The sequence below is a fragment of the Rhodanobacter sp. sgz306013 genome (genome assembly GCF_057031145.1).
The window spans coordinates 539,096-561,311 of sequence record NZ_JBXCIJ010000004.1 but is presented as its reverse complement, the minus strand read 5'-3'; the positions used below and the strand labels follow the sequence as shown (position 1 = coordinate 561,311).

At 68.3% G+C, this 22,216-nt stretch carries 25 protein-coding genes and 1 tRNA gene; 13 read left to right on the top strand and 13 right to left on the bottom strand.

The window, feature by feature from the left end; genetic code table 11:
* Position 1: 1 nt before the first annotated feature.
* Positions 2-487 (bottom strand): glutathione peroxidase, encoded by a 486-nt coding sequence (locus AC2EWF_RS15550; protein ID WP_483640279.1) that lies wholly within the window; start codon positions 485-487, stop codon positions 2-4.
* Between the two features lie 76 nt (positions 488-563).
* On the opposite strand from AC2EWF_RS15550, the gene AC2EWF_RS15545 reads away from it, so the two are divergent.
* The 3 genes from AC2EWF_RS15545 to AC2EWF_RS15535 all read left to right on the top strand — a co-directional run bounded on the left by AC2EWF_RS15545 (position 564) and on the right by AC2EWF_RS15535 (position 3,184).
* Entirely contained in the window at positions 564-1,574 is a 1,011-nt protein-coding gene (locus tag AC2EWF_RS15545; protein ID WP_483640278.1) for a methionine ABC transporter ATP-binding protein, read from the top strand.
* The gene (locus AC2EWF_RS15540) at positions 1,571-2,248 is read left to right on the top strand and encodes a methionine ABC transporter permease (RefSeq protein ID WP_483640277.1); all 678 of its coding nucleotides are present in this window, start codon (positions 1,571-1,573) and stop codon (positions 2,246-2,248) included. The genes AC2EWF_RS15545 and AC2EWF_RS15540 overlap by 4 nt, the downstream gene beginning before the upstream one ends.
* 138 nt (positions 2,249-2,386) lie before the next feature.
* Entirely contained in the window at positions 2,387-3,184 is a 798-nt protein-coding gene (locus tag AC2EWF_RS15535; RefSeq protein ID WP_483640276.1) for a MetQ/NlpA family ABC transporter substrate-binding protein, read from the top strand.
* Positions 3,185-3,240: 56 nt separating this feature from the next.
* Here the strand turns inward: AC2EWF_RS15535 and panD are convergent, their stop codons facing one another.
* The 5 genes from panD to pcnB form a co-directional block, all read right to left on the bottom strand.
* On the bottom strand, positions 3,241-3,627 hold the full coding sequence (panD, locus tag AC2EWF_RS15530) for an aspartate 1-decarboxylase (RefSeq protein WP_483640275.1): 387 nt from the start codon (positions 3,625-3,627) through the stop codon (positions 3,241-3,243).
* 100 nt (positions 3,628-3,727) lie between these two features.
* Positions 3,728-4,573: a pantoate--beta-alanine ligase gene (gene panC / locus AC2EWF_RS15525; RefSeq protein WP_483640274.1), complete on the bottom strand. Its 846-nt coding sequence runs from the start codon at positions 4,571-4,573 to the stop codon at positions 3,728-3,730.
* Between the two features lie 14 nt (positions 4,574-4,587).
* The gene (gene panB, locus AC2EWF_RS15520; RefSeq protein WP_483640273.1) at positions 4,588-5,418 is read right to left on the bottom strand and encodes a 3-methyl-2-oxobutanoate hydroxymethyltransferase; all 831 of its coding nucleotides are present in this window, start codon (positions 5,416-5,418) and stop codon (positions 4,588-4,590) included.
* A 23-nt stretch (positions 5,419-5,441) separates the two neighbouring features.
* Entirely contained in the window at positions 5,442-5,963 is a 522-nt protein-coding gene (gene folK, locus AC2EWF_RS15515; protein ID WP_483640272.1) for a 2-amino-4-hydroxy-6-hydroxymethyldihydropteridine diphosphokinase, read from the bottom strand.
* The gene (gene pcnB, locus AC2EWF_RS15510) at positions 5,960-7,285 is read right to left on the bottom strand and encodes a polynucleotide adenylyltransferase PcnB (protein ID WP_483640271.1); all 1,326 of its coding nucleotides are present in this window, start codon (positions 7,283-7,285) and stop codon (positions 5,960-5,962) included. The genes folK and pcnB overlap by 4 nt, the downstream gene beginning before the upstream one ends.
* A gap of 171 nt (positions 7,286-7,456) precedes the next feature.
* On the opposite strand from pcnB, the gene AC2EWF_RS15505 reads away from it, so the two are divergent.
* Positions 7,457-7,532 (top strand) — tRNA-Glu (locus tag AC2EWF_RS15505).
* Between the two features lie 573 nt (positions 7,533-8,105).
* A complete protein-coding gene (gene fdxA / locus AC2EWF_RS15500; protein WP_483640270.1) occupies positions 8,106-8,429 on the top strand; it encodes a ferredoxin FdxA in 324 nt (107 codons plus the stop codon).
* Positions 8,430-8,574: 145 nt separating this feature from the next.
* On the opposite strand, the gene AC2EWF_RS15495 is transcribed toward fdxA, so the two are convergent.
* Positions 8,575-9,138, bottom strand: coding sequence for a hypothetical protein (locus AC2EWF_RS15495; RefSeq protein WP_483640269.1), 564 nt, complete (start codon positions 9,136-9,138; stop codon positions 8,575-8,577).
* Positions 9,139-9,190: 52 nt separating this feature from the next.
* A complete protein-coding gene (dapA, locus tag AC2EWF_RS15490) occupies positions 9,191-10,084 on the bottom strand; it encodes a 4-hydroxy-tetrahydrodipicolinate synthase (RefSeq protein WP_483640268.1) in 894 nt (297 codons plus the stop codon).
* A 116-nt stretch (positions 10,085-10,200) separates the two neighbouring features.
* Between dapA and AC2EWF_RS15485 the strand changes: the two genes are divergently transcribed.
* The 7 genes from AC2EWF_RS15485 to AC2EWF_RS15455 all read left to right on the top strand — a co-directional run bounded on the left by AC2EWF_RS15485 (position 10,201) and on the right by AC2EWF_RS15455 (position 16,078).
* Entirely contained in the window at positions 10,201-10,761 is a 561-nt protein-coding gene (locus AC2EWF_RS15485) for a glycine cleavage system transcriptional repressor (RefSeq protein ID WP_483640267.1), read from the top strand.
* A gap of 103 nt (positions 10,762-10,864) precedes the next feature.
* Positions 10,865-11,329, top strand: a complete 465-nt coding sequence (locus AC2EWF_RS15480; protein ID WP_483640266.1) for a peroxiredoxin — start codon at positions 10,865-10,867, stop codon at positions 11,327-11,329.
* Between the two features lie 82 nt (positions 11,330-11,411).
* On the top strand, positions 11,412-12,791 hold the full coding sequence (locus AC2EWF_RS15475) for a PhoH family protein (protein WP_483640265.1): 1,380 nt from the start codon (positions 11,412-11,414) through the stop codon (positions 12,789-12,791).
* Positions 12,788-13,570 (top strand): bifunctional hydroxymethylpyrimidine kinase/phosphomethylpyrimidine kinase, encoded by a 783-nt coding sequence (thiD, locus tag AC2EWF_RS15470; RefSeq protein ID WP_483640264.1) that lies wholly within the window; start codon positions 12,788-12,790, stop codon positions 13,568-13,570. Before AC2EWF_RS15475 ends, thiD begins: the two co-directional genes overlap by 4 nt.
* Before the next feature lie 76 nt (positions 13,571-13,646).
* A complete protein-coding gene (locus tag AC2EWF_RS15465) occupies positions 13,647-14,585 on the top strand; it encodes an aspartyl/asparaginyl beta-hydroxylase domain-containing protein (RefSeq protein ID WP_483640263.1) in 939 nt (312 codons plus the stop codon).
* A gap of 59 nt (positions 14,586-14,644) precedes the next feature.
* Positions 14,645-15,571 (top strand): RNA polymerase sigma factor SigJ, encoded by a 927-nt coding sequence (sigJ, locus tag AC2EWF_RS15460; protein ID WP_483640262.1) that lies wholly within the window; start codon positions 14,645-14,647, stop codon positions 15,569-15,571.
* 45 nt (positions 15,572-15,616) lie between these two features.
* Positions 15,617-16,078 carry a carboxymuconolactone decarboxylase family protein gene (locus tag AC2EWF_RS15455; protein ID WP_483640261.1) on the top strand — a complete coding sequence of 154 codons (462 nt, stop codon included), beginning with the start codon at positions 15,617-15,619 and terminating at the stop codon, positions 16,076-16,078.
* Positions 16,079-16,104: 26 nt separating this feature from the next.
* On the opposite strand, the gene AC2EWF_RS15450 is transcribed toward AC2EWF_RS15455, so the two are convergent.
* Positions 16,105-17,235 (bottom strand): acyltransferase family protein, encoded by a 1,131-nt coding sequence (locus tag AC2EWF_RS15450; protein ID WP_483640260.1) that lies wholly within the window; start codon positions 17,233-17,235, stop codon positions 16,105-16,107.
* Positions 17,236-17,553: 318 nt separating this feature from the next.
* Between AC2EWF_RS15450 and AC2EWF_RS15445 the strand changes: the two genes are divergently transcribed.
* Entirely contained in the window at positions 17,554-18,942 is a 1,389-nt protein-coding gene (locus AC2EWF_RS15445; RefSeq protein ID WP_483640259.1) for a serine hydrolase domain-containing protein, read from the top strand.
* On the opposite strand, the gene AC2EWF_RS15440 is transcribed toward AC2EWF_RS15445, so the two are convergent.
* From AC2EWF_RS15440 to grxC, 4 genes are all read right to left on the bottom strand, one after another.
* Entirely contained in the window at positions 18,911-20,038 is a 1,128-nt protein-coding gene (locus tag AC2EWF_RS15440; protein ID WP_483640258.1) for a helix-turn-helix domain-containing protein, read from the bottom strand. The genes AC2EWF_RS15445 and AC2EWF_RS15440 overlap by 32 nt on opposite strands.
* A gap of 159 nt (positions 20,039-20,197) precedes the next feature.
* A complete protein-coding gene (locus AC2EWF_RS15435) occupies positions 20,198-21,211 on the bottom strand; it encodes an isocitrate dehydrogenase (RefSeq protein WP_483640257.1) in 1,014 nt (337 codons plus the stop codon).
* A gap of 195 nt (positions 21,212-21,406) precedes the next feature.
* Positions 21,407-21,817 (bottom strand): carboxymuconolactone decarboxylase family protein, encoded by a 411-nt coding sequence (locus tag AC2EWF_RS15430; protein ID WP_483640256.1) that lies wholly within the window; start codon positions 21,815-21,817, stop codon positions 21,407-21,409.
* On the bottom strand, positions 21,814-22,077 hold the full coding sequence (gene grxC, locus AC2EWF_RS15425) for a glutaredoxin 3 (protein ID WP_483640255.1): 264 nt from the start codon (positions 22,075-22,077) through the stop codon (positions 21,814-21,816). Before grxC ends, AC2EWF_RS15430 begins: the two co-directional genes overlap by 4 nt.
* Between the last annotated feature and the right edge of the window lie 139 nt (positions 22,078-22,216).

Sequence of the window (22,216 nt, the reverse complement as noted above, 5' to 3'; positions counted from 1 at the left end):
ATCAATCAGCCAGCAGGCGGCTGAGTTCCTTGCCGATCTTCTCCGGCGTATCGGTGGGTGCGTAGCGCTTCACCACCTGGCCATGGCCGTCGACCAGGAACTTGGTGAAATTCCACTTGATCGCCTCGCTGCCCAGGATGCCCTTGCCCTCGTGTTTCAGCCACTGGTAGAGCGGATGCGCGCGCTCGCCGTTCACCTCGATCTTGGCGAATAGCGGGAAGGTGACGCCGTAGCTGGTGTCGCAGAACTCCCGGATCGCCGTCTCGTCGCCCGGCTCCTGGTGGCCGAACTGGTCACAGGGGAAGCCCAGCACCACCAGTCCGCGGTCGCGATCCTCCCGCCACAGCTTTTCCAGGCCGGCGTATTGCGGGGTGAAGCCGCATTTCGAGGCCACGTTGACGACCAGCAGGGTCTTGCCCCGCCATTCGGACAGCGGGCGCTCGTTGCCGTCGATGTCGCGCGCGCTGAAGTCATAGATGCTGCTCATGGCGGAAACTCCGGTATGGCCGTATGGAAGTCCGTGAACCGCTAGAATACTCGCCCGCCCCGCCGCACGAACCCCCGTGATCCGTTTCCTCGACGTACACAAGTCCTACCGCGTGGACGGCCGGGAGATTCCCGCGCTGCAGCCGTTCAGCCTCGACATCATGGATGGCGAGGTGTTCGGCATCATCGGCCATTCCGGCGCCGGCAAGTCCACCCTGATCCGGCTGGTCAACCTGCTGGAACGGCCCAGCGGCGGACGCATCCTGATCGGCGGCACCGAGATGACGGCGCTGGACGAGCCCGCGCTGCGCGCACAGCGGCGGCGCATCGGCATGATCTTCCAGCACTTCAACCTGCTCGCCTCGCAGACCGTGACGGACAACGTAGCGTTCCCGCTCCGCCTCGCCGGCGAGCGCGATGCGGCAAGGATCCATGCCCGCGTCGGCGAACTGCTGGAGCGCGTGGGCCTGGCCGAGCATGCGGCCAAATTCCCCTCGCAGCTCTCCGGCGGACAGAAGCAACGCGTGGGCATCGCCCGCGCGCTGGCGAACCGCCCCGAGATCCTGCTGTGCGACGAGGCCACCAGCGCCCTCGATCCGCAGACCACGGCATCCGTGCTCGACCTGCTCGCATCGATCAACCGCGAGCTCAGGCTCACCATCGTCCTGATCACCCACGAGATGGACGTGGTACGGCGCATCTGCGACCGCGTGGCCGTGCTCGATGCGGGCCGCATCGTCGAGAGCGGCACGGTAGCCGACGTGTTCCTGCACCCGCGCCACCCCACCACGCAACGCTTCGTAAATGAGGCGCTGCCTGAAGAGGCCGCCGGCGCACAGGCGCCGCTGGCCCAGGTGGGCGGCCGCAAGCTGCGCCTCACCTTCCGCGGCGCCACCACGCTCAGCCCGGTGCTGAGCCGGGTGATGCGCGAGAGCGGCGTGGACTTCAACCTGCTCGCCGGCCGCATCGACCGCATCAAGGACCTGCCCTACGGCCAGCTCACCCTGGCGCTGGAAGGCGCGAACGCCGACGCCGCCCTGGCCGCGCTGCGCGATGCCGGCATCGAGATCGAGGAGCTGTCCCCGTGAACCCGTTGCAGACGCTGTTCCCGAACATCGACGACTGGAGCGAACTGGGGCGCGCGGGCGTCGACACCTTGCTGATGCTGGGCGGCGCGCTGGCGCTCACCGTGCTCATCGGCCTGCCGCTGGGCGTGCTGCTCTATCTCACCGGCCGCGGCCAGCTGCGCGCGATGCCCAGGCTTTACGGCGTCGTCGCGCTGTTGGTGAACGTGCTGCGCTCGATACCCTTCATCATCCTGATGATCGTGCTGATGCCGGTGACCTACGCGCTGGTAGGCACCAAGCTCGGCGTGCGCGGCGCGATTCCGCCGCTGGTGATCGGTACCGCGCCGTTCTTCGCGCGGCTGGTGGAGACCGCGCTGCGCGAGGTGCAGCAGGGCGTGATCGAGGCGGCCCAGGCGATGGGCGCCAGCACCTGGCAGATCGTGCGCCACGTATTGCTGCCCGAGGCGCGCGCCGGCATCGCCGCCGGCATCACGGTCACCGCGATCGCGCTGGTGGGCTACACCGCGATGGGCGGCGCGATCGGCTCGGGCGGCCTGGGCGACCTCGCCTATCGTTACGGCTACCTCAGCTACAAGTCCGACTACATGGTGGTGACCGTGGTACTGCTGGTCGCCCTGGTGCAACTGCTGCAAATGGCCGGCGACCGCATCGTGGCGCGTTATAAGCGCCACTGATCCGGTTATTTCCCCGCCAACGAATGGACGTCTAGTCTGGAACCCTTCCCGGAAACCGCCATGATCCATGCTGCTGCTCCCAGCCATCTCCGCCGTCCTCTCCTTGCTCCTGCTCGCCGGCTTCGCCCGCAAGCCTTCGTGACGAAGGTGCTGCGCGCCGCCGCCGGCGCGGCCTTTGCGGTGCTGCTCGCAGCCTGCTCGGCACCGCAGGAGGACGCGAACACGCTCACCGTGGCCGCCACCGCGGTGCCGCATGCGGAGATCCTCAAGCAGGCGCAACCCATCCTGGCCAAGGAAGGGGTGAAGCTGGAGATCAAGGTGTTCGCCGACTACGTGCAGCCGAACACGCAGGTGGTCGAGAAGCACATCGATCTGAACTACTTCCAGACCGGGCCCTACCTCGACGCATTCAACCGCGAGCACGGCACTCACCTGGTGCCGATCGCGGGCGTGCATATCGAGCCGTTCGGCGCCTATTCGCGCAGGATCAAGAGCATCGACCAGTTGCCCACGGGCGCCATCGTGGCGCTGCCGAACGACCCCAGCAACGAGGGGCGCGCCCTGCTGCTGCTCGCGCAGCACGGCCTGATCACGCTGAAGGACCCGGGCAACGCGCTGGCCACGCCGAAGGACATCACGGCAAACCCGAAGCAGCTCAAGTTCAAGGAGCTGGAGGCGGCGATGCTGCCGCGCACGCTGGATGAAGTGGACCTGGCGCTGATCAACACCAATTACGCGCTGGCCGCCGGGCTGAACCCCACCAGGGACGCCCTGTTGATCGAGAGCAAGGATTCGCCCTACGTGAACTACCTGGTGGGCCGTGCCGACAACGAGCACGACCCGCGCGTGCAGAAGCTCGCAAAGGCGCTCACCAGCCCCGCGATCAAGACCTACATCGAGCAGAAGTACAAGGGTGCGGTGCTGCCGGCGTTCTGATTCACCCGCAGGAGCGCACCCGGTGCGCTCCTGCGGGTCAAGCGTGCTTCAGCCGCTCAGGCGGCCGCCATCTGCTTCGGGATCGAGCGGTTGGTGTGCGTGATGCGGTTGTTCGCGTCCACGTAGACACAGGTAGGCTGGAACTGCGCCAGCTCCTTCTCGTCGAGCTGGGCGAACGCGGCGATGATGATGAGGTCGCCCACTGCCACGCTGCGCGCGGCGCTGCCGTTCACCGAGATGATGCCCGAGCCTTCCTCGGCGCGCAGCGCGTAGGTGACGAAACGCTCGCCGTTGTTGATGTCCCAGGCATGGATCTGCTCGTACTCGCGGATGCCCGCGGCGTCCAGCAACTCGCCGTCGATCGCGATCGAACCCTCGTAGTGCAGCTCGGCATGGCTGACGGTGGCGCGGTGGATCTTCGCCTTGAACATGTTCAGTTGCATGACTTCAGGTTCCTGCGGGAACGGCCCGCGTGGCTGCGCATTATCGAACCGCCAACATTGCACCGCAACATCGGTCGTTCAGCTTGGAAATGCGGGCAGTTCACTCGAACGGCAAGTTGTCGATCAGCCGCGTGGTGCCCAGCCGCGCGGCGATCAGCGCCACGAGGCCTTCGCGCTCGCCGTCGGCAGGCTCGGCCAGGTCCTCGGCGCGGCGGATCACGGCGTAGTCGGGCGCGAACCCCGCCCGCTCCAGCTTCGACTGCGCGGCTTCCTCGATGATGCGCCGCGCATGCCCTTTCTCCAGCAGCTCGCGCATCTGCTCCAGGGTCTGCCGGATCAGCGGCGCCAGCGACCGCTCTGCATCGGACAGGTACTGGTTGCGCGAACTCAGCGCCAGCCCGTCGTCGGCGCGCAGGGTCGGCGCGCCGATCACCTTCACCGGCAGCGCCAGGTCGCCGACCATGCGCTCGATCACCTTTAGCTGCTGGAAATCCTTCTGGCCGAACACCGCGAGGTCGGGCTGCACCATGTTGAACAGCTTGCACACCACGGTCGCCACACCGTCGAAATGACCGGGGCGATGCGCGCCTTCCAGCGTGTCGGTGATCCCGGGCACGTGGATGCTCGCGCCCTGGCCGGCGCCGAACGGGTACATCGTCGCCACTTCGGGCGCGAACAGCAGGTCGCAGTCGTTCTCGGCCAGGCCGGCCTGGTCCTGCGCCAGCGTGCGCGGGTAGCGCGCGAAATCCTCGTTCGGGCCGAACTGGGTGGGATTGACGAACACGCTGGCGACCACGCGGTCGGCGCGCGCCCGCGCCAGCCTCAGCAGCGAGTAATGACCCGCGTGCAGGTTGCCCATGGTCGGCACCAGCGCCACCGTTTGGCCCTGGCTGCGCCAGCTGCGGATCGCGGCGCGCAGGGCCGGTAGGTCTTGCACGGTCTGCATGGCATCGCTCCCGATCAGTTGAAGCAGTGTTCGGGCGCGGGAAAAGCACCGCTGCGCACGTCCGCCGCGAAAGCCGCGATAGCCGCCGCCACCGCATCCCGGCCGGCCAGGAAATCCTTGCTGAACTTGGGGCGCTTGCCGGGGGTGATGCCCAGCATGTCGTGGATCACCAGCACCTGACCGTCGCAATGCGGGCCTGCACCGATGCCGATCACCGGGATTTTCAGCGCCCTGGTCACCCGTTCGCCCAGCGCGCTGGGCACGCCTTCCAGCACCAGCAGGTCGGCGCCTGCCGCCTGCACCGACTGTGCCTCGGCCAGGATGCGGTCGGCGGTTTCCTGCTCGCGGCCCTGGATGCGGAAGCCGCCGAACTTGTGCACCGACTGCGGGGTGAGGCCCAGATGGGCGCAGACCGGGATCGCCCGTGCCACCAGCGCCGCGGTCGCGTCGAGGATGTGCGGTGCGGCGCCCTCGATCTTCACCATCGCCGCACCCGCCTCGCCCACCAGGCGCGCGCCGGCTTCCAGCACGTGCGGTAGGTCGCGGTCGGCCATGAACGGCAGGTCGGCCACCAGCAGCGTGGCGGACAGCCCGCGCGCCACCGCCTGTGTGTGGTAGACCATGTGGTCCAGCGTCACCGGCAAGGTGCTCTTGTGGCCCTGGACCACCATGCCCAGGGAATCACCCACCAGGGCCACATCGATGCCGGCCAGTTCCAGTTGCGCGGCGAGGCTGTAGTCGTAGGCGGTGAGCATCGCGATGCGGCGGCCTTCGGCCTTCATCGCATGCAGGCCGGGCACGGTGACCGGCTTGCGGGCAGGAGCAGTGGCGGGATCGACGTACACGGTGTCATCTCGTCGGTGGGGAATCAGCGGATTATCCGCTGCACCGCATCATTCGGCCAGTCGACATCGACCAGGCACTCGCAGCCCTGCGTATCCACAGCGGCGAGCAGATCGGCCACGCGGCCCTGCCCCGGCAGCTGCAGGTCCGGCGCAATGTCGCCCAGCGGCAGCAGCACGAAAGCGCGCGCGCCGATGCGTGGGTGCGGCAGTGTCAGTCGCGCGTCGTCGAGCTGCACGCCGTCCATGTGCAACAGGTCGAGGTCCAGCGTGCGCGGGCCATTGCGCGCGGCGCGCACGCGGCCGGCGTGCTGTTCGATCGCCAGCAGCGCGTCGAGCAGCGCGTGCGGGTCGAGGCCGGTATCCAGCAGCACCGCGGCATTGAGAAAAGGCGGCTGCTCCAGCAGGCCCCAGGGCGGCGTGCGGTACAGGTGCGAGCGGCGCAGCACGCGCGTGCCGGGCAGGCGCGCCAGCGCATCCACGGCCTCCAGCAACTGCCGTCGCGGATCGCCCAGGTTGCCGCCCAGCGCGATGTAGGCTGCGGTCACGCCGGTTTCGACTTGCTCGCCGCCGGCCTGCGCCGACGCCGCTTGCGCACCGGGCCGGCAGCCGGGGCGGCCGCCTCGGGTTCGCTGCCGCCGTGCGCCGGCAGCGCCGCCGCCAGCGTCTCGTGCGGCAGCTGCTGGGCATGGTCCCACCACAGGCCCAGCTCGCGGATCGCCGGTGATTCGTGCGCGCGCAGCAGCAGGAAGTCGAACGCGGCGCGGAAGCGCGGATGCGCCAGCAGGCGCAGCACCTTCTTGCGCTGCACCTGCTCGAAGCGCGGCTGCAGCGACCAGATCTCCTCCATGGTGAAGGTGAAGCGGCGCGGTATCGCCACGCGCTGGCATTGCTCGCCCACCACCTGCATCGCGGCGCGCGCCCAGGCTTCGGTGGCATCCTTGCCGCGGGCGATCTGCTGCTGTGCCAGATCACGCACCTCGCCCCACAGCAGCACCGCGAACAGGAAGGCCGGCGTCACCGACTTGCCTTCGGCGACGCGCGCGTCGGTGTTCTGCAGACCCTGCTCGACCAGCGCGCGCAACGCCTCGTCGCCGCGCTCCAGCGCACGGGCGGTGGCCGGGAACAGGAACTTCAGCAGGCCGCACTGTTCAAGCATGCGGAAGCTCTTCAACCCGTGCCCGGCCAGGAACATCTTCAGGGATTCGTCGAACAGCCGCGCCGGCGCCGCCTCGGCCAGCAGCGGCCCCAGCTCCGCGAACGGCGCCGCCGCCGGCGCATCGATGCTGAAGCCGAGCTTGGCGGCCAGCCGCGCCGCCCGCAGCATCCGCACCGGATCCTCGCGGTAGCGCGTGTCCGGTTCGCCGATCAGGCGCAGCACGTGGTCCTGCAGGTCCTGCATGCCGCCCACGTAATCGCGCACGGAGAAATCGCTGACGCCGTAGTACATCGCGTTGACGCGGAAGTCGCGGCGCAGCGCATCCTCCTCGATCGTGCCCCACACGTTGTCGCGCACGATGCGGCCGTCGACGATATGGCGTTCGCCTTCCGCGCCTTCCTCCTCGCCGGTGCCGCGGAAGGTGGCCACCTCGATGATCTCCGGACCGAAAACCACATGCGCCAGCCGGAAGCGGCGCCCGATCAATCGGCAATTGCGGAACAGCTTCTTCACCTCGTCCGGCGTGGCGTTGGTGGCCACGTCGAAATCCTTGGGCCGGCCACCCAGCAGGAGGTCGCGCACCGCGCCGCCGACCAGGAACGCGTCGTAGCCGGCCTCGTTGAGGCGATACAGCACGCGCAGCGCGGCCTTGCTGATGTTCTTGCGGGAAATCGTGTGCTGCTCGCGCGGGATGATGCGCAGCGCGGGCATGACGTCGTTCCTGGCTTCGGAATTCAAGCGTGTGGAGTCCTTGCGGGTATCGTGTCCGGCACGCGGCCAAGGCGGCGGCGCGGCGGCTTGCAGCCGCTCATCTTACCTGCCGTCGCCGGGGCATTGCCGGGCGAAACATTTCCGCTATACTAGCGCGCTCCGCGTCAATCCGCTCCCATCGTCTAGTGGCCCAGGACACCGCCCTCTCAAGGCGGGAACACGAGTTCGAACCTCGTTGGGAGCGCCATCTGCCTGTGCGATTCGTCAGGAATCGCCGCGGCGTCGCCGGGAGCGAAAGACTCCAGGCCTTTGCCCTGCCCCGATGCCACCCATGGCCGTCCGTCGCCGCAGTCCCCCGGGAACAGCCGGCGCGGCCGGGTGGCCGTGCCGCCGGGTTTCGGGGCAGCCGCCACGCACCCGATCCGTGGCGACGCTTTTCGGCCCCGGCTTCACCGGCACGGTGCAGCATCGCCGCATCATGCGTTGCACAGGCGGGAACAGCTACGGAATCCTCGAAACAAGCTGCCTGCAGATCCGGCGGATCGAACCAGCCGATTGCGGGCATCCCGCCCCCCCCCGGCCCGGCTTCGCCGTCCGCCACCGCTTCTGCGATGGCACGATCCGGCACGAAGTGGCCCGTAGGCCGGCAGAGGCCGGAGGTCCAAAGCGCCTTGAGGCTTGCGAAAACGCGAGCACACGATCTCCTTCCGAAACTCTCCCGCAAAGGAGCAGGGAGATACCGCGTGTCGCGGCGGCGGCTTCTCACCCGGCGCTCGTTGCAGTCATACTTGCCAACGCCACAACGCAAGAGCGCCGCCCCATGACCTTTGTCGTCACCGACAACTGCATCAAGTGCAAGTACACAGACTGCGTGGAAGTCTGCCCGGTCGATGCCTTCCATGAAGGCCCGAACTTCCTGGTGATCGACCCGGACGAATGCATCGACTGCACGCTGTGCGAGCCGGAATGCCCGATCAACGCGATCTACCCGGAAGACGACGTGCCCGCCGGCCAGGAGGGTTTCGTGGCGCTGAATGCCGAGCTGGCGAAGGCATGGCCGGTGATCACCGAACGCAAGGACGGACTCGCCGACGCGAAGGACTGGGAAGGCAAGCCCGACAAGCTCAAGCTGCTGGAGCGCTGAGCCATTGCGATCATCCTTGATCGCGAAAGTCACACGGACAGCCATCCGTGGCTGCACTTATCAAGAAAAGCCGCGTTAACCCATTGTACAAAACAAAAATGCCGCCTCATTGGGCGGCATTTTTGTTGGCGTGAACAGGTCGGAATCAGCTGCCCATGCCCTTCTTCAGCGCATTGATCAGCTTGGCTACCGCGCCCTCGTCGCCCTGCACGCGAACTTCGCTGGCGCTGCTGCCGCTGGGGTTCACGGTGACCTGCACCGCGTGCGTGGCAGTGTCGGAGGTGGCCTTGTTCTTGCCGTGGTGGAACAGGCGGCCGAAGAAGCCCCGCTTCTGCGCCGGCGCCACGCCGCCCACCACGTTCACCGCATAGCTGTGTGCGCTGTCGTCGTGGCCGGTCACCTGGCCCGCGCTGCCACCCGCCAGGAACTGGCCCACCTTCCGGTAGGTGCCGTCGACCGTATCGGACACCACGAAGGCGTCGGAGATCGCGCCAGGCACGGGCGCGGCCTGCGGCTGGTTGGAGCCCGGCGGCGGGATCACCAGCGCGGCATTCGCCGGCGGGGTGTCCAGGCCCGGCGGGATTTCCAGCGGGGACTCCTGCTTGGCGGTTTCCCACGCCTTCGTGGAGCGGAACATGCCGCAACCGGTGAGCAGCAGGCCCGCGAAGGCCAGCGCCGGCAGGGTCACGAGGAGCGAGGATTTCTTCATGCAAGGGATTCCGTGGAAAGATCGGTTACGGCACAGCCAGGACGGGATTCCGTCAGGCGGCATGCGCCAAGGATGCCAGACTGGACAGCGCCTCGCGCAAACGGACGCGGTCCGGCCCCTCGGCGAGCTCCACCAGCGGCAGCCGCGGCAGTGCCGAACCCAGCCCCAGTTCCGGCAGACCGGCCTTCACCGCGATCGGGTTCGGTGCGCAGTTCAACGCGTGCAGCAACGGCGCCAGGGCATCCTCGCAACGCGCGGCAGCCGCGCTGTCGCCGCCGGTGGCCGCGTCGCACAGCGCGCGGAACGCCTTGGGCACCAGGTTCGCCACCACCGACACGGTACCGGCGGCACCGGCCAGCATCGCCTGCCTGGCCGTGCCGTCGTCGCCGGAGAGATAGACGAAATCCGGGCGCGCAAGTTCCGCCAGCGCGGCGATGCGCTCGGCGTCGGCGCGCGCTTCCTTGATCCCGACGATGGCCGGGTGCCCGGCGAGCTGGGCCACCGTCTCCGGCAGCAGGTCACAGGCGGTGCGGCTCGGCACGTTGTAAAGCACCACCGGCAGGCCGCCGTGCTCGGCCACTTCGAGGAAGTGCCGGCGCATGCCCTCCTGGGTGGGCCGCACGTAGTACGGCGTCACCACCAGCGCGGCATCGGCGCCCAGCGCCCTGGCGCGGCGTGTGAGGGCCACGGTTTTCGCGGTACCCGCCTCGCCGGTGCCGGCGATCACCGGCACGCGGCCGGCAACGTGCTCCACCGCGAACGCGAGCAGGCGGTCGAACTCGTCGTGCTCGAGCATGTGCGCCTCGCCGGTGGAGCCGGCCACCACCAGCGCCTGCGTGCCGCCGACGAGCTGATGGTCGAGCAGGCGCGCGAATGCCGGCAGGTCGAGCGCGCCATCGGGCACGAACGGCGTCGCCAGCGCGCAGATGCTTCCGCGAATATCCAAGGCTCGGTTCCGCTGCAGATTCAGACCGGCCATGTTACTTGCGGCCTTGCCGGAGCGGCAAGTAAGCTGGCCGGCGCGATTCCCGCGCCGCGCGGGATCCGGCACAGGCCACCCCATTGAAACCGACGCCCTCCGCCCGTTCGGGCAGCGACAACCAGTTGCTGATCCACGCGCTGACCTCCGCCACCCACTCGCCGCTCACCGCGCTGACCCGCCGCATCGCCGACGCCGGCTGCAGCCTGGCGGAGTCGCGCGTGGCCACGATCGGCAACGAGGTATCGATGATGCTGCTGGCGAACGGGGCCTGGGACGCGCTGGCCAAGCTGGAGACCGCGCTGAACAAGCTGGCGCGCGACGAGAATCTGCGGCTGAGCCACTACCGCACGGCGCCGCGCGAGCCGAATTCGCACCTGCTGCCCTACATGGTCGAGATCATCTCCGCCGACCGCCCCGGCATCGTGGCGCGCATCGTGGAATTCTTCAGCCAGCAGGGCATCAGCGTGGAACAGCTGCATTCCACCCGTTACCACGCGATGCAGACCGGCGCGGAGATGTTCCAGGCGCAGTTCACGATCGGCATTCCGGCCGACATCCACATCGCCGCCTTGCGCGACGATTTCCTGGAGCTGTGCGACGGCCTGAACCTGGATGCCATCATGGATCCGGTGAAGTTCTAGCTTGCTCCGCAGATGGTCGTCTGACAAGGCTGTCTCCGCAACATTCATCGCGCTAGTCTCTGCCCGAACACAGGCGAAACCCCGTCGGGTTTCCGGAGAGACCATGCCAGACCTCGGAAAGAAGGCCCCGGCCCTCAGCGGCACCACCGGCGACGGCAACACGCTCAAGCTCGCCGATCTCAAGGGCCAATGGGTAGTGCTGTATTTCTACCCCAAGGACTCCACCCCCGGCTGCACCACCGAAGCGCAGGACTTCCGCGACCTCTACCCGAAGTTCAGGAAGCACCACGCCGAGATCGTCGGCGTTTCGCGCGACTCGGCGAAATCCCACGCCAACTTCGCCGCCAGGCAGGAACTGCCGTTTCCGCTGGTGTCCGATCCGGACGAAACCTGGTGCCGCGCCTTCGACGTGATCCACGAGAAGGTGCTCTACGGCAAGCGCCACATGGGCGTGGTGCGCAGCACCTTCCTGATCGACCCGGACGGCAGGCTCGCCGCCGAATGGCGCGGCGTAAAGGTGCCGGGGCACGCCCAGGCCGTGCTCGACGCGATTCCCACCGGCAAGTGATCACCGCCTTCCCTAGCACCGCGCCCGCGGCATCCGGCATGCCGCGTCCCTTTCGTACTGCCCCCCGCGAGGTTCCCGCCGCATGACCGGAAGCAAGCGCATCTATGCCCTCGACACCAACGTGCTGCTGCACGACCCCACTTCGCTGTTCCGTTTCGAGGAACACGACGTGTTCATCCCGATGACGGTGCTGGAGGAGCTGGACGAGAAGAAGAAGGGCGCCTCGGAAGTCTCGCGCAACGGCCGCCAGGTCAGCCGCTTCCTCAACGAACTGATCGTGCGCGGCAACGGCCACGGCATCAGCAACGGCCTCGAACTGGCCAACCCGCAAGGCGTCAACCTCAAGCGCGGCGGCGCGGTGGGCCGGCTGTATTTCCAGCAGCGCACCAGCGCCAACCACGGCAAGGCCGACAACCTGATCCTCGCCGCAGTGATCGAGCTGCGCGACCAGAACCCCGGACGCTCGGTGATCCTGGTCAGCAAGGACATCAACCTGCGCATCAAGGCGAAGATCTACGGCATCGACGCGGAGGACTACGAGAACGACCGCGCGCTGGACGACTTCGCGCTGCTCTACACCGGGTCCGACGCGCTGCCCGAAAACTTCTGGGACACGCACCCGGAAGTGGAATCGTGGAACGAGCGCGGCCGCACCTACTACAAGCTGGCGCGCCACGAAGACGAGGACTGGCACCCCAACCAGTGCCTGTACCTGCCCGGCGAGGGCGGCGTGGAGCTGCGCGTGCTGAAGGCCGACGACGACAAGGCCACGCTTGCGCTGATGGACGACCACAGCCACGCCAACCACCACGTCTGGGGCATCGCCGCGCGCAACCGCGAGCAGAACTTCGCGCTCAATGTGCTGATGGATCCCGACGTGGACTTCGTCACCCTGCTCGGCACCGCGGGCACCGGCAAGACCTTGCTGGCGCTGGCCGCTGGCCTGGCCCAGGTGATGGACCAGCAGCGCTACCGCGAGATCATCATGACCCGTGCCACCGTCTCGGTCGGCGAGGACATCGGCTTCCTGCCCGGCACCGAGGAGGAGAAGATGACGCCGTGGATGGGCGCACTCACCGACAACCTCGAAGTGCTCGCCAATCCCGAGGAAGGCGGCAGCTGGGGACGCCAGGCCACCAACGACCTGCTCGCCTCGCGCATCAAGATCCGCTCGCTCAACTTCATGCGCGGGCGCACCTTCCTGTCGCGCTACCTGATCATCGACGAGGCGCAGAACCTCACGCCCAAGCAGATGAAGACCCTGATCACCCGCGCCGGCCCCGGCACCAAGATCGTCTGCCTCGGCAACGTGGAGCAGATCGACACGCCCTACCTCACCGAGACCACCTCCGGCCTCACTTACGCGGTGGACCGTTTCAAGCAATGGGAGCACTCGGCACACGTCACCCTGCGGCGCGGCGAACGCTCGCGGCTGGCGGATTTCGCGTCCGAAGCGTTGTGAGGATCGCTCCGCCCATCGCCCTCACCATCGCCGGTTCCGACTCCGGCGGTGGCGCGGGCGTCCAGGCCGACCTGAAGACCTTCCATGCGCGCGGCGTGCACGGGCTGTCGGCGATCGCCGCGATCACCTCGCAGAACACGCGCGGCGTGACCGCGGTGCACCCGGTGCCGCTCGCGCACATCCGCAGCCAGATCGCCGCCGTGTTCGACGACTTCCCGATTGCCGCGGTGAAGACCGGCATGCTGGGCGGTGCGGCGATCGTGCGGCTGGTGGCGCGCGAGATGGCGGCGCGCAAGCCGGCATGGCTGGTGGTCGATCCGGTGATGATCGCCACCAGCGGCGCGCGCCTGCTCGACGAGGGCGCCATCGCCTTGCTGGTGGATGAGCTGATTCCGCTGGCCGACGTGCTCACGCCCAACCTGCCCGAGGCCGCGGCGCTGCTGGGTTACCCGATCCGCAGCGCGAAGGATTGCACCCGCGCCGGCAACGAACTGCGCGAACTGGGCGCCAAAGCCGTGCTGCTCAAGGGCGGCCACGGCAGCGGCCGCGAGGTGGTGGACCGCTTTTTCGACGCGCGCGGCGTAGTGGAGCTGCGTCACCCGCGGCTGAAGCTGGAAGCCCACGGCACCGGCTGCACGCTGGCCTCGGCGATCGCCGCCGAACTGGCCAAGGGACAGACGCCACGCAGCGCCGTGCGGCGCGCCGTGGCCTACGTGCAGCGCGCACTCGCCTGCGGTTACCAACCCGGCGGCGCACCTTTGCGCGTGTTGTCACACTGAGCTTGCGCGCCGCGGCGGTTCACGGCGCGGGCGCTAGAATGTCGCCTTACCCTGCCCTGCCTGGCCGCCCTATCCGATGACGCCGCGCCTCGTCCTGCTGATCCTGATCCTGCTGTTCATGCTCTGCGTGCTGCTGGTGCACCTGCGCGGGCGGGCGCGCCTGCGTTTCGACCGCCAGCTGGTGGACCATTCGGCGATCTTCGCGCCCTACAACCTGCTGATGTACGCGTTCTCGGCGGTGCCGGCGCGCCCCATCCTCGACCGCCGCGGCTTCCCGCAACTGGACCTGTTGCAGGCGAACTGGCAGACCATCCGCGAGGAAGCGCTGTCACTGTTCGACGAGGGTCATATCCGGGCGGCGCACAACGGCGCCGACGCCAGCTTCAACAGCTTCTTCAAGCAGGGCTGGAAGCGCTTCTATCTCAAGTGGTATGGCGAGCCGCTGGCCTCGGCCGAGGCGCTCTGCCCCAAGACGGTGGCGCTGCTGAAATCCATCCCCAGCATCAAGGCGGCGATGTTCGCCACGCTGGCGCCGAACAGCCGGCTCAACCCGCACCGCGACCCGTTCGCAGGCTCGCTGCGCTACCACCTGGGCCTGATCACGCCGAACTCGCGCGACTGCCGCATCTTCGTGGACGGCGAGGAGCACGCCTGGGGCGACGGCAAGGACGTGGTGTTCGACGAGACCTACGTGCATTGGGTGGAGAACAAGACCGACCAGACCCGGGTGATCCTGTTCGCCGACGTGGAGCGCCCGCTGCGCACGCGCTGGATGAGCGCGATCAACCATCGCGTGGGGGCGTTCATGGGCAAGATCACCGCGTCGCCGAATACCGAATCGCCGGAGGAGAAAACCGGCTTCGTCAACCGCGTGTTCGCGCTCAACCAGCGCAACCGCGAGCGCAGCCGCGCGTTCAAGAAGAGGCATCCGAAACTGTTCCGCGCGCTGAAATACCTGGGCCTGCTGGTGCTCGCATGGCTGATCGTCTGCGCGCCGTGGCCGTTCGTCCGCTGAAACGGTAACGCCGGGGCCTGCCCGCGCGTCCTTGCCGCGATCCCTCCGAGGAACCCGCCATGGATCCGCAAACCGCCCTGTTCCAGCAACACCGCCCCCGACTGTTCGGGCTGGCCTACCGCATGCTCGGCACACCCGCCGATGCCGAGGACGTGCTGCACGACGCCTGGCTGCGCTGGCATGCGCAGGACACCGACGCACTGGACGACCCGGAGGCCTGGCTGGTCACCGTGACCACCCGCATCGCCCTGGACAAACTGCGCCGCGCCAAGGCCGAGCGCGAACACTACCCCGGCCCGTGGCTGCCCGAGCCGCTGGTGGATGAAGCCGCGCCCGTCGCAAACAGCGGCGCCGAGACCCCCGAAGCGGCGCTGGAACGCGACCAGAGCCTCACGCTGTCTTTTCTCACGTTGCTGGAACGACTGGGCGCGGAGGAGCGCGCCGCCTTCCTGCTCAACGAGGTGTTCGATTACAGCCATGCCGAGACGGCGGCCATCCTCGGCATCAACGAGAACGCCTGCCGCCAGCGCGTGCATCGCGCCAGGGCAAGGCTGCGCGAGGACCGCCCGCGTTTCAGCGTGGATGCCCGCGCACAGCAGCGCCTGCTGCAGCGCTTCGTCACGGCGATGGAGCAACCCACGCTGGAGTCGCTGCAGGCGCTGTTCGCCGAGGACGCCATCCACATCTCGGATGGCGGCGGCGTGGTGTCCGCCACCTTGCATCCGTTGCACGGCGCCGAGCGGCTGGCGCGGCTGTACCTGCAGATCGCCCACAACACCCGCCTGCAGCCGCTGCGCTACAGCCTGACCACGCTCAACGGGGCACCGGCTTTGCTGGCCTGGGCCGGCAGCACGCTGACCACCGCCATCTGGATCGAGGGCGACGGCGAGCACATCACTGCCATCCACGCGCTGCGCCACCCGGACAAGCTGGCACGCCTGGCGGCGACGGTAACGAATCCGCAGGCCGGCACGTCCTTGCACTGAACGGCCCGATCCGGCCGGCATCCCCCACCAGCGAAGGAGTCCCCCATGACCCGCATTTCCATCCAGCGCCACTACACCGCCATGCAGCCGCTGATCAAGCTCGGCGAGGAAATCCGCGCACGCGGCCACCTGGACGCGAAGCTGGCCGATCTCGTGCTGATGCGCTGCTCGCAGATCAACGGCTGCGCGTTCTGCCTGGACATGCACAGCAAGGACGCCCGCGCCGCCGGCGAGACGGAGCAGCGCCTTTACATGCTGCCCGCCTGGCGCGAGACCCGGCTGTACAGCGAGGCCGAACAGGCCGCCCTGGCCTTCGCCGAGGAACTCACCGAGCTGCCCTCGCACGAGTCGGTGTCCGACGCGGTCTACGAACGGCTGCGCCAGCACTTCGACGAGGCCGGGGTGATCGACCTCACCCTGCTGGTCGGCCTGATCAACACCTGGAACCGGCTCAACATCGCCGTGCGCACCGAAGGTGGCCATTACAAGCCAGCCGCCCGTCACTGACGGAGTGCCCTCACCCCGCGCAGGCGTCAACCGCCTGCGCGCTGGCGCCCGAAAAGCAGCCGCAACCTGGCCTGTGCCGCGCCCGGCAAGGATTTCAGCCGCAGCGCCGGTTGCTCGACCAGGTGCCAGGACAGCACCGCCAGCAGCATGGCCGACGGCCAGGCCAGCAGGATATTGCCAGCCGGCGGCAGCCGCGGGGCGAGGTGTGCCACCAGCTGCTGCATCGAGTAACCCCACAGGTACAGTCCGTACGAGTAGTCGCCGAAGCGCAGGCAACCCAGCCACGGCGAGGCATAGCCGAACGCGAACACGAAGGCGGTCAGCGCCAGCGCGAAGGCGAACGGATAGAGCGGCGTCGCGTGCAGCAGCCACGCCAGCGCGGCCAGCACGGCCACGCACCACCAGCCCACCGGGATGCGCTCGCGATTGATGCAGCAGAACACGCCCAGCGCGAAGCAGCCGGCCAGCCGCAGGAACGAAGCCAGCGGCACCAGCGGCACGTGGGTGGGAGCCAGCAGCCCGCAAACGAACAATGCCACTAGCAGCAGGTTGCAGCACCAGCGCCGCGACAGGATGCCCAGCACGCCTGCCAGCGCCACCCACAGGTACATGCGCACCTCGGCCGGCAGGGTCCAGATCGAGCCGTTCACGAACGCCAGTTTCGGATTGCCGGTGAACACACCCGGCAGCTCCCAGAGCAGTCCCTTGCCCAGCTGGACGTTCTTCGACACGTAGCGCACCACGTCGTGGCTGCGGTAGTAGTCATGCAGCGGCAGGCTGGTGCATGCGGCACCCAGCACGAAGGCCGTACCCAGTAGGCAGGCGATATGGGCCGGGTAGATGCGCAGCAGCCGCGCCCACAGGAAGGCCGCGAGATGGCGCCGGCGCAGATAGCTGCCGGCGATCATGAAGCCGCTGACCACGAAAAACACGTCCACCGCCAGGTCGCCGGAATAGCTGCCCCAGCCCAGCCAGACGAAGACATCCGGCCAGCCCCGGCCGCCGGTGATGGCGGGCGCATGGCCGTAGATCACCAGGCTCGCCGCCAGCAGCCGCAGCAGCAGGAAATTGTCGCGGCCGCCCGCCAGGCCATCGGCCACGGTGGCGATGCGCTGCCGGCCGCCTCGCAGACCCGACAGCCATTCCTTCGCCTTCATGCACTCTCCTTCGACCGGCAACCGGCGCCAGCGGCATGCCGGCAGGCGAACGCGCATCTTAAAGCCTGGGCAACGCCTGCAGCCGGCGTCGGATACGTCCGAACCGGCCGGATCGCACCCATAGAAACCGTGCCGCCGTACGGTTCCGCCGTCCCGGACGAAGCCGCAGACACGTCGGCGCATGCTGGCCGCTCCTCCCGGCGAACGGAGGCAGTCGCATGCACGAGCGAGCCGCCGGGCTCCCGCGCCGCGCGCCGTCCGCCCGTACCCGTCTCTTGCCGCAGCGGTGGCGCAACTGTGAAACGAAGGAAGAACGCGATGGCTGCACGTATCCTCAAAGTCGTCCTGGGCCTATCGCTGGCCACGGTGCTGGCCGGTGCCATCTGGCTGGGTACCGAGGGCCGCCCCCTGCTGCTCGTCGCCACCGGCTCGACCAGCGAGGGCCTGTGCGACGCGGCCTTCGTCAGCCAGGTCGATCCCGAAAGCGTGTTCCGCGAACAGCATGCCCCCATGCTGCGCGGCATCGGTTGGGCGATGCGCTGGCGCGTGGATCGTGTCCGGCGCGAGGCATATGCCAGCGTGCTGGGCGCCTTCGGCGCGCGCGCCGTGTTCCGGCCGGGGCTGGGCTGCCTGCTGGTGCACGGCGGCGGTGCGACGCCCGACGCCGCCGGCTTCACGCCCGCGCCCATCGCCAGCCCGTACCCGGAGCACGCGGTCGCGTCGGACGACCCGGCCATCCGCGCCGCGATCGATCACGCTTTCGCCGAACCCGATCCCGCGCACCCGCGCAACACCAAGGCCGTCGTGGTACTGCATGACGGCCGCCTGATCGCCGAGCGCTACGCACCAGGCTACGGGCCGGACACGCCGATCTGGGCGCATTCGGTGACCAAGTCATTGACCAATGCACTGATCGGCATCCTGGTGCGCGAAGGCAAGCTGCAGCTGGAACAGCCCGCACCCGTGGCCGCGTGGCTTTCGCCCGGCAACCCGCACCGGGCGGTCACCGTCGACCAGCTGCTGCGCATGGACAGCGGCCTGCCGTTCGACGAGACCAACGGCGCGCTGAGCCCGCTGACGCGCATGGCCTTCCTGGAACGCGACATGACAGCCTATGCGGCGGCCACGCCGCTGGCCCACGCCCCTGCAACCCATTGGGCCTATGGCAACCTGAGCTACATGCTGCTCGGCCATATCGTCAGCCAGGCCGCCGGCGGCAGCGCCGTGGCCGCCGAACGCTTCGCACGGCGCGAGCTGTTCGCGCCACTGGGCATGGCGCACACGCTGATCCAGACCGATGCCGCCGGCAGCGTGGCAGGTTTCGGGGGCAGCTATGGCACCGCGCGCGACTTCGCCCGCTTCGGCCAGCTCTATCTCGACGACGGCGTGGTCGACGGCCGTCGCATCCTGCCCGCGGGCTGGGTGGCCTACAGCCATTCGCAGACGCTGGACACCGGCTACGGCGCCGGCTTCTGGCTGAACATCAAGCAGGACACCCGGGTACCGGTGTGGAACGCGCCCTGGGGCATGCCGCAGTTGCCGAGGGACATGTACTACGCGCGCGGCGCATTCGGGCAGTACGTGGTGATCGTGCCGTCGGAAAAACTCGTGGTGGTGCGCATGGGCATCTCGCTGGACTACGGCGACCACACCGGCGATCTGGTGGCGGCGATCATCAAGGCCCTGCATGCCCGGCCGTCGCCGTGAGCGACTGCGCCTTGCGGAAGGCGCTGGGCGTTTCGCCCAGCTGCCGCTTGAAGGCGGCGTTGAAGGTGGACTTGGAGGTGAAGCCGCAGGCGTAGGCGATGTCGAGGATGCTGCGCGTGTCGCCGGCGTCGGCGAGGCAGGCGCGGGCCGCTTCCACGCGCAGCCGGTTGATGTAGTCCCAGAAGGTGCCGCCGAAGCGGCGGTTGATCACCGTCGACACCAGGTATTCGGGATAGCCGCTGCGCTTCGCCACCTGGCCGATGGTCAGGGCCGGCTCCAGGTACAACGGCGCGGCGCCGCCCATCAATTCCGCAAGGCGGGCCTCGACGGCATCGGAGCGGGCATCGTCCGGCGCCGCGTCCGCGCGCTCCTCCACCGGCACGGGCGGCGGATCCGGTTCCACCGCGACCGGCGGCTGATTCAGGCTGAACCAGCCCACCATGCACACCCAGCCCGCCACCAGGCCGAACAGCAGCATGTAGTTGATCACCGGCAGCCAGACCACTGCCTGCACGATGGCGACGCCCCAGATCACGATCTGGCACAGCGCCAGCACGTCGATCCAGCGCAGCGAATGACGGTCGGCGTCCGAGCGCCGCTCGCGCAGCTCGCGCCGGTAGCGGTGCACGCGCGCCAGCGCCGCCGCCACGTAGGACAGGCTGTAGACGAACAGCGGCCCGTCGAACCACGCGCCGACGTTGCGTTCGCCGGCGATCCAGCGCGCAGACAGCGCCGCGATCCGCGCGTGGTCCATCGTCCACACGTATCCGTCGGCCACGAACATCGCGCCGAAGCCGAGCAGGTGCACGCAGTCGCGCCGGCGGAAGCCGCGTCCTTGCGTCAGCGCGCGCACGTAGAGGTAGAACAGGCTGCCGTAGAGGAACGGGAACAGCGCCGCGAAGCGGTAGGCGCGGAACCATTCCGGCGCCAGCGTGTGCCAGTACGCGGCCTTCACCGCCAGATCGAGTCCAGCCAGCGCGACCCACACCGCGAGCAGCCGGTTCGCCTCGCGGTTGGCGGGGCGCCGCCACAGCGCCAGCGCCAGCAGGGCGGCCTGCAGGGCCGCGGCAAAATAGAGGAACACCCATAACGTCATGCGCGCAGGCTCGGCAAAGGCGCCGGAGGCGGCCAAGGCCGTCGATGCTAGCGAAGTGGGCGGCACCGCTCCAGAACATGCTGTTCCAGAGCAGGCCATCCCGAAACGCAAAGGCCGCGGACGGTGCCGCGGCCCCCGGAGGCTTCCACGCGAGGCGGTTCAGCCCTTGACGCGCCTGGCGATCGCCGCGCCGAAGCTCTCGGTGCTGCCCTTGCCGCCCAGGTCCGGCGTCACGCTGTCGCGGTCATGGGTCATGGTGTCGCGGATCGCGGCGCGCAACCTGTCGCCCTTGGCCACCATGCCGAGGTAGTCGAGCATGTCGGCCGCGGCCAGCAGCAGCGCACAGGGATTGGCGATGCCCTTGCCGGCAATGTCCGGCGCCGAGCCGTGCACGGCCTCGAAGATCGCCGCGTGCTCGCCGATGTTGTCGCCCGGCGCCAGGCCCAGGCCGCCGACCAGACCGGCGCAGAGATCCGACAGGATGTCGCCGAACAGGTTGGTGGTGACGATCACGTCGAACTGCTCGGGCTTCATCACCAGCTGCATGCAGGCGTTGTCCACGATCATCTCGTTGAACTCGATCTGCGGGTATTCCTTGGCGATCTCGCGCGCCACGTTGAGGAACAGGCCCGAGGCGGTCTTGATGATGTTCGCCTTGTGCACCGCAGTGACCTTCTTGCGGCCCTTCTTCACCGCCAGCTCGAAGGCGTAGCGCACGATGCGGCTGGAACCCTTGCGGGTGTTGCGGATCATCGAGATCGCGGTCTCGCCGTCCTCGGACAGGCTCTGCCCCTCGGACAGGTACGCGCCCTCGGTGTTCTCGCGCACCGTGATGATGTCGATGTTGTCGAAGCGCGCCTTGGTGCCGGGGAAGCTCACCGCCGGGCGCACGTTGGCGTACAGGTCGAAGTGGCGGCGCAAGGTGACGTTGATCGAGGTGAAGCCGCCGCCGATCGGCGTGGTCAGCGGGCCCTTCAGGGCCACCTTGTGCTCGGCGATCTTGTCCAGCGTGGCTTTCGGCAACAAGTCGCCATGCTTCTCCAGCGCCACCATGCCGGCGTCGACGAAGTCGTAGGTCAGGCCGCAGTCCAGCGCGTCGAGCACGCGCAGCGTGGCGGTCATGATCTCCGGGCCGATACCGTCGCCCGGGATCACCGCGATGGTCTTGCTCATGGGGGGAACTCCTTGGGGAATGAAGCCGTTCGACTGGTGCCGGCAAAGGGGCACACGAGTTCGATAACCCCGCAATTATCGCCCATCCGTACGCCTGCGAACAGGCGAAGGCGCCCGCAAGGCGTTGAAAATCCTCGCACGCAGCGTTGCGGGAAATGGCACGGCGGCTATCCCGCAGCCGCCTAGGCAAGCGTGTCAGGCGTGGTCGGCGCAACCGCCGGGCGCGGCATCGCCCGACTCCAGCTGGTCGAGGAAATCCACCGCGCGGCGCAGGTGCGGGATCACGATGGAGCCGCCCACCACCAGGCCCACGCTGAAAGTCTCGAAGAACTCCTCGCGGCTGACGCCCGCTTCCTTGCACTGCGCCACGTGGTAGCTGATGCAGTCGTCGCAGCGCAGTACCATCGAAGCGACCAGGCCCAGCAGTTCCTTGGTCTTCACGTCCAGCGCGCCGGGCTTGTAGGTCTGCGTGTCCAGCGCGAAGAAGCGCCGCACCACCTGGTTGTCCTCGCCCAGGATGCGCTCGTTCATGCGCTGGCGGTACGCGGTGAACTCGGCCACGCGGTCCTTGCCGCCGCGGCCGCCGTCGTCCTTGCCGCCGTTCATGCGGCTTCGCCCAGCAGTTCGGCCAGCTTGCCGCTACGCTCGGCGGCCACCAGGTCGTCGTAACCGCCCACGAGCTGGTCGTTGATGAAGATCTGCGGCACGGTACGGCGGCCGCCGCTGCGCGCCAGCATGGCGTCGCGCTGCGCCGGGTCGGTATCCACGCGGATGTCTTCCCAGGTCAGGCCCCTGGCCTTGAGCAGGTTCTTGGCAGCCACGCAGTACGGGCATACCGCGGTGGAATAGACTTCGATCTTGGACATCACGAAACTCCGATTGGCTGCGCAGCAAAATGGGGGTCGGAATCCCACGGAACAAGCCATTGCGCGCGTGGTCTTAACCTGAAAAGTGCGGCCATGGATGGGCTCCCGTTTGATCTTCGCGATCATGGACGATCGCAAA